At 34.0% G+C, this 16564-nt stretch carries 21 protein-coding genes; 15 read left to right on the top strand and 6 right to left on the bottom strand.

What is annotated here, in order from left to right; translation table 11 throughout:
- Positions 1-27: 27 nt before the first annotated feature.
- The gene (locus tag ACX9TM_RS22840; protein WP_000512998.1) at positions 28-459 is read left to right on the top strand and encodes an Rrf2 family transcriptional regulator; all 432 of its coding nucleotides are present in this window, start codon (positions 28-30) and stop codon (positions 457-459) included.
- Between the two features lie 60 nt (positions 460-519).
- Here ACX9TM_RS22840 and ACX9TM_RS22835 read toward each other — a convergent pair whose 3' ends face one another.
- On the bottom strand, positions 520-1185 hold the full coding sequence (locus ACX9TM_RS22835) for an aquaporin (protein ID WP_000913213.1): 666 nt from the start codon (positions 1183-1185) through the stop codon (positions 520-522).
- Between the two features lie 143 nt (positions 1186-1328).
- A complete protein-coding gene (locus ACX9TM_RS22830) occupies positions 1329-2294 on the bottom strand; it encodes a DMT family transporter (protein WP_001201636.1) in 966 nt (321 codons plus the stop codon).
- Positions 2295-2394: 100 nt separating this feature from the next.
- Here ACX9TM_RS22830 and ACX9TM_RS22825 point away from each other — a divergent pair, with 100 nt between their 5' ends.
- Positions 2395-2967, top strand: coding sequence for a helix-turn-helix domain-containing protein (locus ACX9TM_RS22825; protein WP_000661920.1), 573 nt, complete (start codon positions 2395-2397; stop codon positions 2965-2967).
- A gap of 61 nt (positions 2968-3028) precedes the next feature.
- On the opposite strand, the gene ACX9TM_RS22820 is transcribed toward ACX9TM_RS22825, so the two are convergent.
- Positions 3029-3214: a PspC domain-containing protein gene (locus tag ACX9TM_RS22820; protein WP_000038411.1), complete on the bottom strand. Its 186-nt coding sequence runs from the start codon at positions 3212-3214 to the stop codon at positions 3029-3031.
- Positions 3215-3398: 184 nt separating this feature from the next.
- Here ACX9TM_RS22820 and ACX9TM_RS22815 point away from each other — a divergent pair, with 184 nt between their 5' ends.
- The 11 genes from ACX9TM_RS22815 to ACX9TM_RS22765 all read left to right on the top strand — a co-directional run bounded on the left by ACX9TM_RS22815 (position 3399) and on the right by ACX9TM_RS22765 (position 13845).
- A complete protein-coding gene (locus ACX9TM_RS22815; protein ID WP_000219567.1) occupies positions 3399-4640 on the top strand; it encodes an amidohydrolase family protein in 1242 nt (413 codons plus the stop codon).
- Positions 4641-4737: 97 nt separating this feature from the next.
- Positions 4738-6033 (top strand): purine/pyrimidine permease, encoded by a 1296-nt coding sequence (locus ACX9TM_RS22810; RefSeq protein WP_072770217.1) that lies wholly within the window; start codon positions 4738-4740, stop codon positions 6031-6033.
- 165 nt (positions 6034-6198) lie between these two features.
- Positions 6199-6372, top strand: coding sequence for a helix-turn-helix domain-containing protein (locus ACX9TM_RS22805; RefSeq protein WP_089603449.1), 174 nt, complete (start codon positions 6199-6201; stop codon positions 6370-6372).
- Positions 6373-6587: 215 nt separating this feature from the next.
- On the top strand, positions 6588-7022 hold the full coding sequence (locus tag ACX9TM_RS22800; RefSeq protein WP_089603448.1) for a helix-turn-helix domain-containing protein: 435 nt from the start codon (positions 6588-6590) through the stop codon (positions 7020-7022).
- A 30-nt stretch (positions 7023-7052) separates the two neighbouring features.
- Positions 7053-7868 (top strand): ImmA/IrrE family metallo-endopeptidase, encoded by an 816-nt coding sequence (locus tag ACX9TM_RS22795; RefSeq protein WP_089603447.1) that lies wholly within the window; start codon positions 7053-7055, stop codon positions 7866-7868.
- Positions 7828-8676, top strand: coding sequence for a hypothetical protein (locus tag ACX9TM_RS22790; protein WP_142294328.1), 849 nt, complete (start codon positions 7828-7830; stop codon positions 8674-8676). Before ACX9TM_RS22795 ends, ACX9TM_RS22790 begins: the two co-directional genes overlap by 41 nt.
- Before the next feature lie 296 nt (positions 8677-8972).
- Positions 8973-9968, top strand: coding sequence for an SMODS domain-containing nucleotidyltransferase (locus tag ACX9TM_RS22785; protein WP_089603445.1), 996 nt, complete (start codon positions 8973-8975; stop codon positions 9966-9968).
- Positions 9968-11701 (top strand): ThiF family adenylyltransferase, encoded by a 1734-nt coding sequence (locus tag ACX9TM_RS22780; protein WP_089603444.1) that lies wholly within the window; start codon positions 9968-9970, stop codon positions 11699-11701. Before ACX9TM_RS22785 ends, ACX9TM_RS22780 begins: the two co-directional genes overlap by 1 nt.
- The gene (locus tag ACX9TM_RS22775; protein WP_089603443.1) at positions 11694-12170 is read left to right on the top strand and encodes a Mov34/MPN/PAD-1 family protein; all 477 of its coding nucleotides are present in this window, start codon (positions 11694-11696) and stop codon (positions 12168-12170) included. Before ACX9TM_RS22780 ends, ACX9TM_RS22775 begins: the two co-directional genes overlap by 8 nt.
- Positions 12167-13597 carry a CD-NTase-associated endodeoxyribonuclease Cap4 gene (gene cap4 / locus ACX9TM_RS22770; RefSeq protein WP_089603442.1) on the top strand — a complete coding sequence of 477 codons (1431 nt, stop codon included), beginning with the start codon at positions 12167-12169 and terminating at the stop codon, positions 13595-13597. Before ACX9TM_RS22775 ends, cap4 begins: the two co-directional genes overlap by 4 nt.
- 119 nt (positions 13598-13716) lie before the next feature.
- Positions 13717-13845, top strand: a complete 129-nt coding sequence (locus tag ACX9TM_RS22765) for a hypothetical protein (protein ID WP_256943794.1) — start codon at positions 13717-13719, stop codon at positions 13843-13845.
- Between the two features lie 46 nt (positions 13846-13891).
- Here the strand turns inward: ACX9TM_RS22765 and ACX9TM_RS22760 are convergent, their stop codons facing one another.
- The 3 genes from ACX9TM_RS22760 to ACX9TM_RS22750 form a co-directional block, all read right to left on the bottom strand.
- Positions 13892-14260: a hypothetical protein gene (locus ACX9TM_RS22760; RefSeq protein ID WP_089603441.1), complete on the bottom strand. Its 369-nt coding sequence runs from the start codon at positions 14258-14260 to the stop codon at positions 13892-13894.
- Positions 14261-14345: 85 nt separating this feature from the next.
- Positions 14346-14645, bottom strand: coding sequence for a hypothetical protein (locus ACX9TM_RS22755; RefSeq protein ID WP_089603440.1), 300 nt, complete (start codon positions 14643-14645; stop codon positions 14346-14348).
- A 143-nt stretch (positions 14646-14788) separates the two neighbouring features.
- Complete coding sequence (locus ACX9TM_RS22750; RefSeq protein WP_089603439.1) at positions 14789-15133, bottom strand: helix-turn-helix domain-containing protein; 345 nt, start codon at positions 15131-15133, stop codon at positions 14789-14791.
- 118 nt (positions 15134-15251) lie between these two features.
- Here ACX9TM_RS22750 and ACX9TM_RS22745 point away from each other — a divergent pair, with 118 nt between their 5' ends.
- Together ACX9TM_RS22745 and ACX9TM_RS22740 are read left to right on the top strand one after the other, a co-directional pair.
- Positions 15252-15566, top strand: a complete 315-nt coding sequence (locus ACX9TM_RS22745) for a hypothetical protein (protein ID WP_224742182.1) — start codon at positions 15252-15254, stop codon at positions 15564-15566.
- Positions 15567-15702: 136 nt separating this feature from the next.
- A complete protein-coding gene (locus ACX9TM_RS22740; RefSeq protein ID WP_089603437.1) occupies positions 15703-16515 on the top strand; it encodes a MerR family transcriptional regulator in 813 nt (270 codons plus the stop codon).
- Positions 16516-16564: the final 49 nt, after the last annotated feature.

Genomic DNA, 16564 nt, shown 5'->3' with positions numbered 1-16564 from the left:
AGAATGAATAAAAAGGAGGGTGTGCAGATGGGGATTAGTAGTCGTTTTACAGTAGGTGTTCATATGCTGACATTACTTGCGATAGATCGAAACTCTCGCTGTACCTCTGAATGGATTGCCGGTAGTGTGAATACAAATCCAGTTGTGATTCGTCGCATTACAGGAATGTTGAAGAGAGCAGGACTTGTTGATGTACAAGCTGGTAAAGGTGGTACGACACTTGCTCGAGATTTAGAAGAAATTACATTACTTGATGTATATAAAGCAGTGGAAGTTGTAGAAGAAGGACAACTATTTTCCTTCCATGAAAATCCCAACATTGAATGTCCAGTAGGAGCTAATATTCAATCAGTATTAGAAATTATTTTAATGCAAGCGCAAGAAGCGATGGAAAACGTACTTGCAAATGTAACGGTAGATCAATTAGTTACAAATTTAAAGTCTAAAATGAAAGAATAAAAAAAGCGAGCTTCCTCATAATGAGGGCTCGCATTTTTTTATTCAGAAATATTGAAAATTCTATTTTTCAGTATTTAAAATGAATTTACCTACGATAGCTGCGAAGATACCACCAAGAATTGGTGCTACGATGAATACCCATAGTTGAGAAAGTGCTTCTCCACCAACAAATAAAGCTGGTGCGATACTACGAGCTGGGTTAACAGATGTTCCAGTTAACGGAATTCCTAATAAGTGAATTAAAACTAATGTGAAACCAATTACTAGTCCAGCTAAAGAAGAACTTCCTTTTTTACCTGTTACAGCAACGATAACTAAAATAAATACGAAAGTTAAAATGAACTCAACTAAAAATGCTCCAGATAAACCAAGAGTTCCGAAACCATTTTGTCCTAAATTATCTAAAGGTGTTTTAGCAGATTTTAAAATTGTTACTAACGTTGCAGTTCCTAATAAACCACCTAAAATTTGAGCTAATACATAATAACAAAGTTCCATAGCGTTCATTCGTTTGTTGATGAACATAGCTACTGATACTGCTGGGTTAATGTGACATCCAGAAATTGTTCCGATGCTATATGCCATAGCTACAATAGATAAGCCGAAAGCCATAGCGATTCCTAATGTTCCAATTCCTTCAATTCCGCCGCCAGTGACAGCTACTCCAGTTCCGAATAATACAAGTACAAATGTACCAATAAATTCAGCGATTGCTTTTTTTAACATAATTTACCTCCTATTAATGCGCATGAAACGTATTATAACATAAGTTTTAGTATAAACAGCCAATGAAATACTATTCTGATAAGGCGAAATAGGGGGACAATAAAAAAGAGTATGGTTCATCTCTATAGAACCATACCCTTTTTTTATGCCGATTTTTTCTGTTTAACGACTGGAACAGAACGGTTTAAAATACTATTTGCAACCATTCCTAACATGATAATAATCATTCCGATGAGAGAAAGTCCTCCAGGGAGTGAACCATTTAAGAAAATGATTTCTCCAAGTACGGTAAAGACCATCGTTCCAGCTTGTGTTGCTTCAACAGCTCCAAGTAGAGCGAGGTTATCTTTTGCTAAGTCAGTAGCAAAGAAAAATGTCATCGTTGCAATAACGCCGGAACATAATGCTAACAAAAATCCTTGAAGCATTTGGTTGGATGTTGGAATGCCAGTAGTAGAAAATCCGTATATACCAAGCAAGATTGTTATAGGAAGACTTCCAATTGCCATTCCTAATACACGTTGGAACGTATCAAGGCGTCCACCAACAAGCTCCATCATTTTTCGGTTACCGAACGGATATAAGAAAGCGGCTAATACGACAGGTAAAAAACCTGAAATGAACTGAGTCATTGTAATATGGCCTGCGGCAGTTGCTTGCATACAAATTACACCAAGTAAAATAAATAATGCAACATATAAGCTACGAAGTGGAATTTTTCCGCGTACAAGTTTCGTACCTGATTTTGTTTCTATTTTTACGAAAAATAGTGGTGATAGTAGTAAACCAGCTAAAATCGTAACTTGCCAAGTTCCAGCAACGAGCCAAGCTGGAGAAAAGACAGCTGAGAAACTTAATAAAGAATAAAAACCAATACCGGCAACAGAACCCCATCCGATCCATGCCAATGGATGTTTTTTTAACTCTTCCCATAATCCCCTAAAGTTTTTGCGAAATAAAACGATAAGGAATAAAATAGGAAGAGCAAATAAAAAACGGAAGGAAGCTGTCCAAGCCCAGCTCGTTCCAGATACATTCATTGCTCTATTAATAATAAAGGTTGCAGAAAAAAAGGCCGATGATAAAAGACCTAATAAAATTGCGCGCATGAAGTATAGCACTCCTTTCGAAAATAAATAATTATGTATAGTATGATATACTTTTAATTGTTAAAAGTAAACTATTTTATATTTTGAGGTGGTTTTATATATGAAAGAAAATGAAGATATGCAAACGAAAGAAGTCATTCAACAAGTTGGACAGTTATTGAGACAAATTCGAAATGAACAGAAATTAAGTTTAGAAGAATTAGCCCATAAAACAGGAGTTAGTAAATTAACATTAGGAAAGATAGAAAGAGGGGAAACAAATCCGACACTAGCTGTCATTTGGAAAATAACGAAAGGGTTATCAATTCCTTTATCCAGATTAATGGTTGCTGGAGAACCTGTAGCTGTTGCGCGCTGTGGAGAAGGATTTGCAGTAGATGAAGGACAAGCGTGGCATTTAGAAACGATGTTCCGTTATACGAAAGAAACAGGGATGGAAATGCACCGTGCTTGTTTACGATCAAATAGTATATATGAGCCAGAAGCTCATCATGAAGGTGCGATTGAGCTTGTAACGGTAATGAAAGGGAAAGTGTCTATTCAAGTGGAGAATGATGTATACGAATTAAATGAGTTTGATTCCATTCAATTTGAAGCGAATAAGAAGCATATTTATAAAAATGAAGAAGAAGAAGTGGCGGTATTACATTTAACGATGAAATATTCTTCATGAAAAAATCACCTATAGGATTCTATAGGTGATTTGCTCTTCTTAAGTATGTGAAATGATGCCATTAGTACGAACGTGGCATAAGTAATAAACAAATGAAATAAACTAAAAATCCTGTCCCAAAACATAAAACAGCAATAACCCAAATGATACGAATAAGAGTAGAGCTAATATCAAAATATTCTCCTAAACCACCACATATACCAAATAGCATTTTATCAGTTTCGGATTTACATAACTTTTTTGACATATTCCAATCAACTCCTTTTTATATCAAACTGCATACTTTTATTCTATATGGAAATTTATGAGAAGACTATGGGGTTGTATTACATTTTTTTTGTGAGAAGCGATCGTATTAATTGTCTTAATTTTCAGTGGATATTAAACTTGTAGTTATGAGGTGATTTTTAATAAAGGGTGGGGAAATAGAGATGACAGTATATTGGTTGACTAACGTAATGCTTGAATCAGGGTATACATATGAAGAAGAGAGAATTTCACAAACAGAAACAGAATTATGCAGTTTACTTATTGAAGATGGTCGAATTAAAAAAATTATAAAAGGGATTGTTCAAGAGGAAGATATAGTAACTTTTGATGCTAAGAACTTATTAATGTTGCCAGCTTTCAAAGAGATGCACATTCACATTGATAAAACATATTATAGTGGCCCATGGAAAGCTTGTATGCCAGCAGAAAGTATTTTTACACGTTTTAATGAAGAAGAAAAAATTTTACCAAAGCAATTAGCGACTGCTCAAAATAGAGCGGAAAATATGCTAGAGTTACTACTGCAAAATGGTGCAACGAATATTAGAACGCATTGTAATGTTGATCCAATTATTGGGCTTGGTAATTTGGAGGCGACGTTAGCGGCATTAGAAACATATAAAAATCGAGTATCTAGTAGAATTGTTGCGTTTCCGCAACATGGATTATTGCGCAGTAATTCTGTGCAACTCGTGAAAGATGCGATGCGTATGGGTGCCAATCTAGTCGGAGGAGTAGATCCAGCTACAGTGGATAATGACATTGAAAAGTCATTACATACAATTATGGATATCGCAGTCGAATTTAATGCGGATGTTGATATTCATTTGCACGATGCGAATAATCTTGGAACGTTTACGATGAAGAGATTGGCAAGTTTAACAGAAGAAGCAGGATGGCAAGGCCGTGTAACGATTAGTCATGCACTTGGACTTGGTGGTGTTACTGATAAAGAGGCTGAAGAAGTGGCAGAAAGACTCGCAAATGTAAATATTGATATTACTTCAACAGTGCCAATTGGTAAACAAGTAATCCCAATTCCGTTATTAGATAAAAAAGGTGTTAAGGTTTCATTAGGCAATGATAGCATTACAGATCATTGGTCACCGTTTGGAACAGGTGATATGCTTCAAAAGGCGAATCGATTAGCAGAGCGTTTTGGGTGGAGTGACGAAAGGTCTTTAGGAAAAGCACTCCGCTTTATTACAGGAGGAAAAGAAACGTTAAATAAGGAAGGGAAGCGAGTATGGCCGAATGTAGGGGATGAAGCGAGCTTTGTTTTGACGAATGCGACATGCGCTGCTGAAGCAGTAGCGCGTCAAACAGAAAAACGTTTAGTCGTGTATAAAGGAAATATTGTTGTTGGAAGTTTAAATGAGGTGGAATTAAATAATCTTGTGTAGAAGAATCGTTTAAATATTTTGAGGAGGGTTCTAATGGTGAGTATAGAACTCTTCTTTTTTATTCTTACAATATATTTTTATAGGAAAGCTAGAAGGGATGAAAAAATTGGACAATCAACATAACCAAAATCATATTATGGGAACTTTACAATGGTTTATATTTTTATTAGCAAATTCAATCGCACTACCAATTGTCGTTGGCGGATTATTTCATCTTACGACGGAAGAAATATTTTATTTAATGCAGCGTACGTTTTTTGTAGTTGGTATATCTTCTTTTTTACAAGGATGGCTTGGGCATAGACTACCAATTGCGGATGGGCCGGCTGGATCTTGGGTTGGTGTATTTACCGTACTTGCTTATGCAACGGCCGGACAAGATCAATTACATAGTACACTGCAAATTTTAGAATTAGGAATGATAATCTCCGGTATTATTTTAATAGGATTAGGAGTAACTGGTTTTATAGGACGTATTTTATTTTTATTTACGCCGCTTGTGACAGGGACGTTTTTACTTTTATTATGTTTACAATTAAGTGGTGTGTTTTTAAAAGGAATGTTAGGAATTACAGCTACTATTTCTCAAATCGACGGATTTACAGCAATGATCGCGTTTAGTATATTTCTGTTCGTTATTATACTATCTAGTTTTGGAAAAGGCTTTGTCAAAAGTTATGCAGTTTTAATAGGATTAATTAGTGGGTGGATTATTTTTCTCATTGCAGGAAAAGTGACAATCCCATCTCAAGTAACTCATTTTGTGCAACTTCCACATATATTTGCTTGGGGGCTTCCAAAATGGAATACAGGTATGGCTGTATCAAGTTTTGTTATGGTATGTATTTTAGTTTCGAATACGGTGGCAGCTATTATAGCAATTAATCAAGCAACTATTCATAAAGCGACTATTGAACAAAAACAGTTGAAAGATGGAACATGGGTTGGGGGGATTTCGCATATCATCTCTTCTGTATTTTCAACTGTAGGTGTCGTTCCGTTACCAGCAACGGCAGGATTTATACGTTTAACAAAACAAAAATATATCCGATCGTTCTTAATGGCATGTGCGTTACTAGTCGTAATGTCTCTTTTTCCAAGTATTATTCGTTACTTAGCATCTTTACCATCAGCTGTCGCATCGGCTGTTTTAATGGCTTCGTTCGTACAGTTAATTGGAATTGGATTTAATAATATAAAACAAGTGCCGATGAGTGAAAGGAATGTAACGATTTTAGGCGTTGCAGTATTATTTGGCAGCGGCGTTATGTTTTTACCGTCTGGAGCACTCCAATCCTTGCCGTCTGTTATGCAATATATATTCGGTAATGGCTTATTTGTAGGTACGGTTGTAAGTATATTGCTAGAACAAATATGGCGCGTTGGAAAGTAAGTGGATAAAAAGAGTGTACGCACTGTATAAAAGTCTAAAATAACATAGGAAATAAAGCCCATTTTCATTCACCACCTGCACATTTCGTTCATACAATATCTTGACTAAATAAACACCCAACTTACACATACACAGCTCTGGCTTAAGCAAGGAGGGTTATACCAGTTGAAGGAAAAAGCGTATCAATCTAAACCTTTACTCACAAAGAGAGAGAGAGAAGTATTTGAATTGCTGGTTCAAGATAAAACAACGAAGGAAATTGCAGGTGAACTTTTTATAAGTGAAAAGACAGTTCGCAACCACATCTCAAATGTCATATGTACTGTTTGCAAAAAATAGTTGGACATGTACTTTGAATGAATTGAAAAAGTGAGGTGTAGAATATACTTATATACCTTCAAAATATAGTTTTAATATGTTATAAAACCAAAGTTATAATTCATCAGGTTCGTTAACGAAACGTTGACTTTGTTTGTTTTATGGTTTTATCAGTTAACGAAACGTTGACTTTTTTGTTGTTTAGCGTAATAATAGTAATTAGGAGGTGTTGATAAATGTTAAACTTTTATCAAATGGTAGGACAAAGAATCCTTCAGGAATTAAATAATTTACAGTGGTCACAACAAAAATTAGCTGATGAATTGCAAATTTCCAAACAAGTAATGGGTAAAATTCTAAAAGGTGATAAGAATACAAATATACTTGAAATACGTCAAATTGCGGATATTCTAAAAGTTCCAGTGGAACAATTATTAGAACCAATTGAAAAGGAAGAATATATTGTGGAAAGTGTAGAGGAAGATGTAGTCCCTGTATTTATGGGGAAAGTTACTTCTCAAGTAGGTAAAGAAGGACTTACAAAAGCTTTTCGTATAATTGAATTAATCACTGATTACCAAGATTTATATGAAGACAAAAATAAAGTTCGAAATAGAATTGTTTCTTTTGAAGGAATAAGCCCTGCTAAAGAATGTGAGCGGAATGTATGATAAATAGAAAGATATATGGGGGGGAAATAATTGGCTAAGATACAAATAAAAAACATTCTATTCCATAAAGATAAAGAAGTTTTTTATGAAATAGAACGAAAAGCGACATCTGATTTGATTGAATTACATTATAATCAAAAGGTGCAACAAAATATTTTTAGGATTTTAAGAAGGGTCGAAGGTTTACAAGTAATCGTATTTCCTATCCAAGATGAAAAATTATATGCATTTACATTGTTTAAGAATAGTAAAAATTTTATTTATATCAATTCTTATATGCCACTAGGTGAGCAAATTTTTGCTGCTGCACATGAATTGTATCACCTTAAATATGATTTGGAACAAAAATCAGAAATTTTAAATGATGTAGATAGTTCTTTCAATGGAAATGAAAATGAAATGAAAGCTAATTCTTATGCAGCGTGTTTTTTAGTACCTAAGCAACATTTATTTGAAGAAATGAGATTGTTGAAGATTAATAAGGGAGAAATTGGGGTTCTAGAAATATTGAAATTAGTGGATTCATTCGCAGTACCATATAAAGCTATGGTACTGCGTTTATATGAAGTCAATTTTATTAATTTAGAGCAAGCTGAGACGCTATTAGCTATTCCAGATAAAAGCCCTGATGATGGTGTGCTTTTATTAATGCATCAAACAAGATATGCTCTCGAGTGGCAAAAACGAACGGAAGAGAAAGAATATGGGGATCTTATTAAATATGCTACAATGAATTTAGAAGATTTCAATTTATCTCGCAATAAATTGAAAAGGGATTTTTCTATTTTGTCGGGGGATATAAATCTTGATGAAATTCTTATGCATGGGGAGGAAGAAAAAAAATAATAATTGGGGAGAAGCGAGAATGAGTCAGGATTACGTTGCTGTTTTGGATGCAGATGCTTGTATAAAAATGGGTAGATTAATAGCGGGTGGGGGTTCGCACTTAAGTGTTATGTTGCCTTTATTTAAAGAAACATACATTCATGAGTATGTTTATAGGGAAATAACAAAACCACCTGATGTAGTCACTCATGTTACCTCTTTGATACAGGATAAAAAAATTGAAGTAATAACTGATGCAGATTTACTAGGTTTTTTATCAGATTGGTTGCCTGGAAAAGAGAAAACAGTATGTCATGTTTATTTAAATCTTTTAAGCGAAACTTTGGACTTTTTACATGAGGATCATCCGTTACCTCAAATTTATTCATCATTATATAGTAAAACTTATAGTGATATTGATTCCTTAATTAAGGATATGGATTTTTGCGAAAAGTCTTTAAGGGAAGATATGGATGTTGGGGAAGTTAAAACCATTGTTTTAACAAGGGTTTTAGACTACATATCTCTATCAACAATCAATCTGTATGTTTCTAATGATAGAAGAGCGAGAAAACTTTTAGTGAATGTAACTGATGGGAAGGTAAATGCTTGTACGCCACTGGCAAGTTTTCTTTTTCTGAAAAAAGCTGGAATGACAAAGGAAGAGTGTAATTCTTATTTTAGGAAATACAGTCCTAGAGAACGAATGAATGTGTGGGACAGTAGCGGTAAAAAAGTTAATTTAGAATACAGGCAAATATTTGAAGATTTATTTGATAATACAAAAAAAATCGAGTTGACAGTTGAAGGGGTATTAAAATATGAGTAAGATTTTAAAAGGCATAAGAGCCAGTTCTTATGCCTTTTAAAGCCGTTTCTTTTATCGTAGTAAGAGGATAAATATTACAGGTAGTTATCCGTTTGAAGCAATAATTTTGATTACACTTATAAAAGAAAGTGGTAATTGAATTAGGAAATTCTAATGACTAATGATGGAGTGTTACGTTCACAATTATTTTGTTTGTGTCCAGTGTATATTAGAAATATTTCATCTTTTGATAAATAAATGTTTACTTCTATGTGTTAAGAATTAAGAAACCATTGGTATTATTAGGAGGGGAAGTCATGGCGACACAAAAGCAATTTTTAGCATTTTTAGGAGATATAGAGCCAAGTACAACAACTAAGGGTGATGCGAGTAAGGCGCATACTGATTTAAGAAGTTTTTTGGAAAAGGATGCTACTTTTAAACCATACCGTGATTCAGATTTTTTATCAGGATCATATAAACGGGATACAGCAATTCGTCCAAGAATTGTGGATGGAAAAATTACACGCCCCGATGTTGATATCATTGTAGTAACTAATTACACACAAGCAGATGACCCTAAAGATGTTATAAATTTACTGTATGATGTTTTAAAAAAACAATATCCTAATATCAGGAAACAAAATCGTTCAGTTGGAATAAATACAGGAAAGGCGGATATGGATGTTGTACCTATAATTGCACCTGATGGTATGGATGGAAAACTTTATATTCCTGATAGAAAACAAGAAAAGTGGCTTGAAACGAATCCCCCTAAGCATACGATATGGACAATAGGGGTGAACCAAGAAAGCAAAGGTATGTTTAAACCACTTGTAAAAATAATGAAGTGGTGGCGTCGTGTTAATCCAACAATAGCAAAGAAACCAAAAGGTTTTGTAATTGAGTGTATTGTAGCGGAATGCATGGATAAATCTGAGACTAAATACGCTGAGCTATTCGTGAAAACTATGGAAGAAATTGTGAATAAATATGAGATCTATGTTAGGTTAGGAATTGTCCCTACGATTGGTGATCCAGGTGTTCCAGGAAACTCTGTCACAGATGGAATTACATTTGATGCATTTAAAGGTTTTTACGATAAAGTCAAACTCCATGCCGAGATGGCGAGAAAAGCATTAGAAGAAACAAATGAAGATGAGGCTGTGAAATTGTGGCGTTCAATTTTCGGTCCGCGCTTCCCAAAGAGCAAAAAAAGTTCAAGTCCATTTGTGAAAAGTGCACTAATCCCACCACCGTTGACGTTTCCAGATCGTCCTATTGAACCAAAGAAACCCGGAGGATTTGCCTAATGGGGATTTGGTTCTTAGAAAATGCGAATCGTTTATTACATGAACGGAAAGAAATAGAACAATTACAATTAACTAAAGACTGGCTGCTAGGGATGGAATGGTGTATTTCAGGTAATGAACTAGCCGTACAAGTAAAAATAGAAGCTCATGGTCATATTTATGAACTAGAAATGGGGTATCCACCTCTTTTCCCTTTCTCAGCACCAGGTGTTAAATCCATAGAGAAAGAGAAATGGTGGACGGAGCATCAGTATGTAAATGGAACTCTTTGTTTAGAATGGGGACCTGACAATTGGCACGAAAATGTTACAGGTGCAAGAATCTTGGAAAGCGCCTACCGATTAATATATACGGAGAATCCAAAAGGAAAGCAAGGTGGGGAAGAGAGTTCTGTTGTTCTTTCAAGACACGTACTCTCCGTTGGACAAGAACTAAGAACAGAAACGATTAGATTATATGTAAATCAGGTTCTGTTGGAAATAGTGTCAAATTCGAACCCTACTGAATATAAGCAAATGAATTTTCACTACATTTTTGAAAATAGAGCTACCATTGTGCATATTGGACAGATTTATGATAAATCAAAAATAATTTGGGAAAACGATTATTTACCGAATGAATTGAAAGGTAAGCTATTAGGAAAAGGAAGCATTTATTATGTAAAGAATGCATCAGCTGAAATTAAATCTCTATCTTCAAGTGAAGCATTAAAATATTTATTATTGAAAAACGGATATAAAGAGGAATGTATTGAATTTGAAGATTTAACCAATAGTTTATTTATATTGGTTGATGAGGTAGGAGCGATATTTTCGCTATTATGTATTAAAAATAAAGAAAAGATACATAAGATACCAATAGTAATGGACAAAGAAAACGTGGATCGGCGCCAACCGGAATTGTTTTCACTAAAAGATAAAAAGGTAGGTATGGTTGGAGTAGGCTCTTTAGGAAGCAAAATAGTGAATGCTCTTGCAAGATCAGGGGTAGAGAAATTTTTCCTTGTTGATGAAGATATATTTTTGAGAGGGAATATTCAGAGGCATACCTTGGATTGGAGAAATGTCGGGAATCATAAGGTTGATGCTATTAAAGAGCAGCTTGAACTTATTTCAAGCTCTGTAGAAGTTGAAGTATCTAGGATCAACTTAACTGGGCAAGAAGCAATTACATCATTAAATGCGAATATTACTGAATTAGGCTCTTGTGACGTTATTGTTGATGCTACGGCGGATAGTAAGATTTTTAATTTGTTATCTGCGATATGTAAAAATTATGAGAAACCAATGATTTGGGGAGAATTATTTTCTGGTGGGATCGGGGGGCTTATTGCAAGAAGTCGTCCCAAGTTAGATCCAAGTCCTCAAATTATGAGAAAGGCACTTTTGGAAGCTACTTCAGAAATGCCTACAATATCTCAATTAGGCGAAGAGGCGTATGGATTACAAACTGAATTAGGTGAAGTATGGATTGCTTCAGATGCTGATGTAGGCATTATTGCGAATCATTTAGCAAGGTATATAACTGATGCACTTAAAGATGAAAAGTCGGATTATCCTTTTTCTATGTATTTAATAGGTTTGAAGAAAAGCTGGATATTTGAACAACCTTTTGAAATATTTCCGATTGAGACGAATCATTTAATTGAGGAAATAATACCGGAGGAAAATCAAGATGTTATAAAAGAAGTAATTGATTTTATAGCGCCGTTATTGGAGAAGAGAAATGATTAAAGTTATTATGCCTAAAAGAATTGAACAAAGATTGGAAGTTGAGCTTAAAAAGGCAGGCAGAAATGAAATTGGTGGCATTTTAATGGGAGAGCATATCGGAGAAAATACATTTAGAATTTGTGATGTGACGGTCCAATTATATGATGGTACATGGATTCGTTTCGTAAGACAAATATCAGGTGTAATGAGAAAAAGTCTAAATTACTTTTTTAGTAAAAATAAGTTCCAATATAGAAAATATAATTATCTAGGTGAGTGGCACTCACATCCTTCTTTTTCGCTTATGCCTAGTTCTCAAGATATTCAAACGATGTGGGGAATAGTAAATGATGAAGCTGTAGGTGCAAATTTTGCTGTTTTGTTAATTGTAAAAATAGAATCTCAATCTGTACATGGCAATGTTACGCTTTACGTACCTGGTAACCCTGTATTGAAAGGTGAGATGGTAAAGGGAGGGGATTATACATGAATGAACACAAGCCATCTTTATTGGAATCGGAATCGACTGGGGGAGACATTGCAGGGGGAGGATTTGATTTCCAAAGAAATTTAATCCTCAATAAAATTCCTTATTGGCTTTCTTTCGAAGGGTTTACATCCCTTATTTGGGAATCGATTGGGGATATTGAAGTGAAGTTTTTTGTTCCAGGCAAAGGTATGATTATTGAAGCGATTGAGGCTAAGAATCATAATATGACGCCAGCAAAATTTTGGGAAGAGATCGAACGATTTAAAACAATGGATAAGGGGAGTCCAGGTACATATCGCTGGTTCACTTTATCTTGTACAGGGGTATCAGATACAATTAAACCCTTAATTAACGGATTACGAAGACTGAGAGATCCATATTCTTTTTTTGAACAATCATCAGGGATTCTACAGAATTCATATGAAGCTTATAAACAAATTGTTTTGAAACTTGAAAAAGATGAGGAAACAGCAGAGTTTTTGTTTAATAAGGTTATGATTGAAGATACATGGGGATCATTGAATGCACAGTCGGAAGGGATGTTTTTTGGGAATTTGTCAGAAAACCTTCCAGATTTTGATGAACTACCTAAGAAGAAAATAAATAATGTCCATAGTTATTTAACAGAGTTGCTGGTATCAAGAAAAAATAAGCCAGTTTCAAGAAAAGAAATTAAAGAAACAATTATACGTTCTATTGAAGATGATGAATTTTTTTCAAAACCAACGATTCTTGAGACGAAAATAAATAATGAGGAAACAAGTGGAAAACAATTGTTGTTTATGTGGGAACCGTTTTTCGGAGGAAAGGAAAGAAGCTTTCCTTCATCTGAAGAGTGGACTAGCCAATTGCTTACTGAATTAGAGCAAACAAAACAGTGGATTATCGATAATAGGACTAATCGTAAAATCAGATTGCAAGGAAGTAGAAGGAATTCAAGCGCGATGGCAATAGGTCAAACCTTTTCTGCTGTTTCGGGATTTAATATTGAAATGGAGTATAGAGGAGATTTCTGGAGTACAAATCAATACCCTACATCAACCACACCAGGGTATCCAATTCAAACTAACTTCCGGGTAGGAAAAGGGAAAAAGCTTGCTGTGATAATTGCAATAATGAAAGAAAATATGACAGATGAGGTTAGAACGTTTTTAAGCGGAATTGATGAGGAAGAAAATTCGGTATTAGAGGTAGCATCATCATTTCCAATCGTTTCGGCTGAACAAGTAAATGTAGTTGTAAACGCAATAAAAGAAGAAATAAAGAAAGTATGTGCACAAATTGATGTAGACGAAATTGATTTGTTTTATGCTGGACCATCTCATCTTGCTTTATTCTTAGGACATTGCTGGAATGCGATGCCTCGTACTCAATGTTATGAATGGGTTAAAACTGGAGATTATGTAAAAACAGTTTGTTTATCTTGAACTTGATTTATCATTTAATATTCTAAAAGATAAATCTGATGAGGAATTCTTTGCTACTAAAACAAAATAGGGTAGTCCATAAGGGTATCTTGCATATAGTGGTCATGAGGTGATGAACGATGACTGCAAAAACCTCTCCACTTAAACTAGGTAATGAAATATATGGTACGATAAAAATTGAAGAAGCGTTTCTAGAAGCATTAAAAATGTACTTTATGAAGCAGCAAGACAAAAAAACTCCTAGTTAATCAGGAGTTTTTTATTTTGTTGAAAAGGATAACGTAGTAGAAAAGGTTATTCTGTTTTATAAATCCATACGTAATTTTCACCTATATAAGTATCCCAATGTTTCCATTTCCAAGGTGGAGGAGGAGCGTCTTGATAATATAATTGATAAAAGATATTTAACCATTTAAGTGAATAATGGTCGATTTTTAAAGAATGGTATAACGTGCTGGGGATCGGAAAAGCTTGCTGATATCCACCACTGCCTTTACTTGAATGATGATAAATATGAAAATATTCATCTAGAGGTAACTTTTTTAAATCTGCAGTGTAGAATAGAAATCCATAGTTTTTGGCTGCTTCAAAGAAATCGATAAGGGATTTAACGTCTGGATATTGTTTTGTTTTTATTCCGTTATTTAATGTGATAAGTTTCATTTGCTTGGTGCCTCCTAGAAAAGAAGAAAATTGTATTCTAACAATCACGCCATATGAAGTTACGAAAATAAAGAAGTCATTATATTTAATGATTGTTTAGTACAATTAATTGATTATAGATTGTCACATATCGATTACCATTAAGGATTGTATGTTCTGGAGCTCCGTAAAAAACATTATTAGCTCCATACTCCTTACTCAGGGCATGAACAATTTCTTGCATAGTTTGTTTTAGATCATCTTGATTGTATGAAATACCAGCTTCTTGAAACATGTCTTCAATAGAGTCAATGTAATCATCCCCAATAAAATTGCTGCCATCTTCAAATTGGATGTGTATCCAATCTATATAGCTTTCAACTACTTGTATCAGTTCTTTTTTCATGTATATTCAGCTCCTTAATTAGAAAAAAGAGAACCTCTTTTTATAAAGGTTCTCCTTTTTTTGCAAATTTATTCATATTTATAAAATTAATTCATAATAATGAATAATAAGCAGACAAGTTGTTCATAATGAGAGTAGGAAAATTATTGAGATTGCTGATAAAGTTCTAAACCTTTCTCGATATGAGACAAAAAGTAATCTGTTAAGACTGGATTTTTGTCATAAGTTTTTTGTAATACTTGGCATAATCGTCGCAAACGAAAATCAAGTTCATGGTTTTGGGAATCTGTTTCCTGGGTGAGAGTAGGGAACAGATTCAGTTCTTCTTGTATTTGTTCTAAAAATGCAAGTGAAACAGTATCAGTTTTCATTGTTTCTAAATTACTGAGATAGCCCGGTGAAACATGTAATGTTGCTGCAAGCTCACTTAGTGTAATTCCTTTGTGCTTTCGCAATGTTCGAATGGTTTGCCCGAGATGTTGTAACAAATAAATACCTCCCTTAGTTAGTTCTTAAACAAATGTTATATTTTTAAAAGTATATGCAGTAGGGAAAGAAAACAGACTTTTTATAAATGACTTTTATGAAAATGAAATAGTGGAAGGAGTGAAGTTTTTGAAAGATACAGAAGCGATGGGGTATATTGTAATGGGGGTAAGTAGGATGGGATATGGATTAGATGTTATATTTCAGACAATGGAAGTAGCTCAATTGGTGTTAAATCAAACATTAAAAGAAGAATTGTGGAATGAAGATGTATTAGAGGTAGTTGGAAAATTAGTACATGAAATAGAAATAAATGAAGACGAGTTAAGATCTGAAATGTACTGGAGTTTTGATATTCACACAGAAACCGAAGCGGGTATTATTTATAACAAATTTATGGATTTAAGAAAGAACGAATCAAAATTAACGAGATAACAATAGTGAGATTATGTAAACGGGATTTAGCTTGGAGAAGAGCTAAATCTTTTTTTGTTTTTAATATTACTTTTGTGTAGTTATATCTGTTATATGACATTCATAAAATTATTAGAGACATGAGGTGAGGTGGAATATGACAAGGTGGATTAATGTTCAAGAAGCGATGAAGATTTTAGAAGAAAACTATATAAAGGTAAGTTATAAAACATTTACAGATTGGCTCCGGAAGTTAGAAATTGCAGCAGTTCCATCAGAAAATCGGAAGGAGGGATGGAGTATTCGTGAAGAAGATTTATTTGAGTTTATCGATAAGAAGCGTCCAGGATTACGTCAAATTTTGCAAGAATATCATCATCTTATTCAAGATGTAAACGATGTAAAACAACAAGTACAAGCTTTATTTCATAAAAAAAATGAAGGAGAAGTTGAGTATTCGGAAGGAAGGGAGAGTATAACGAATGGGGACATTAATTTTTTATATGATGTGGTAAATATTATGTGTGAAGAGATATCAGCATTGCAAAAGCAGAATCAATGGATGAAAGATGTGTATGAACAAGTGGTAGAAGAATATGATTTATTGCAACAAAAAGTGAGTAAGTTGGACGCAGTGATTGAAAACAGACAACAACCGAGCAACATAGATGAAAATAGGATTCAGGGTTTGGATGAAAGAGCATTTCAAGGGTTATTAAGAGCTCAATTTAAAAGACTCTTTCCTGATCGTACATATTCATTAAAAGGAGAGAAGGGATTGCAAATATATCAAGATTTTTACAATCTTGTATTTCCAAAAGAAGATAAACATCTGGGGATAATAAAGAAAGGGGACGAGTATATTTATCAACGAACAGATGAAAAATCTACACAAGTAAATCGTCTTTATAATAAAGTAATAAAAGAGTTATTGGAAGATATGGAAAAGAAAGCCGTTTTGGAAAAATAGGCTCTCTTTTTCAGGGTACTTTATTCATTTTTATAAAATGATTTCATTA

The organism is Bacillus sp. LH1 (assembly GCF_057924895.1).
The sequence above is the reverse complement of the archived record's forward strand: the minus strand, read 5'-3'. Positions and strand labels throughout refer to the sequence as shown.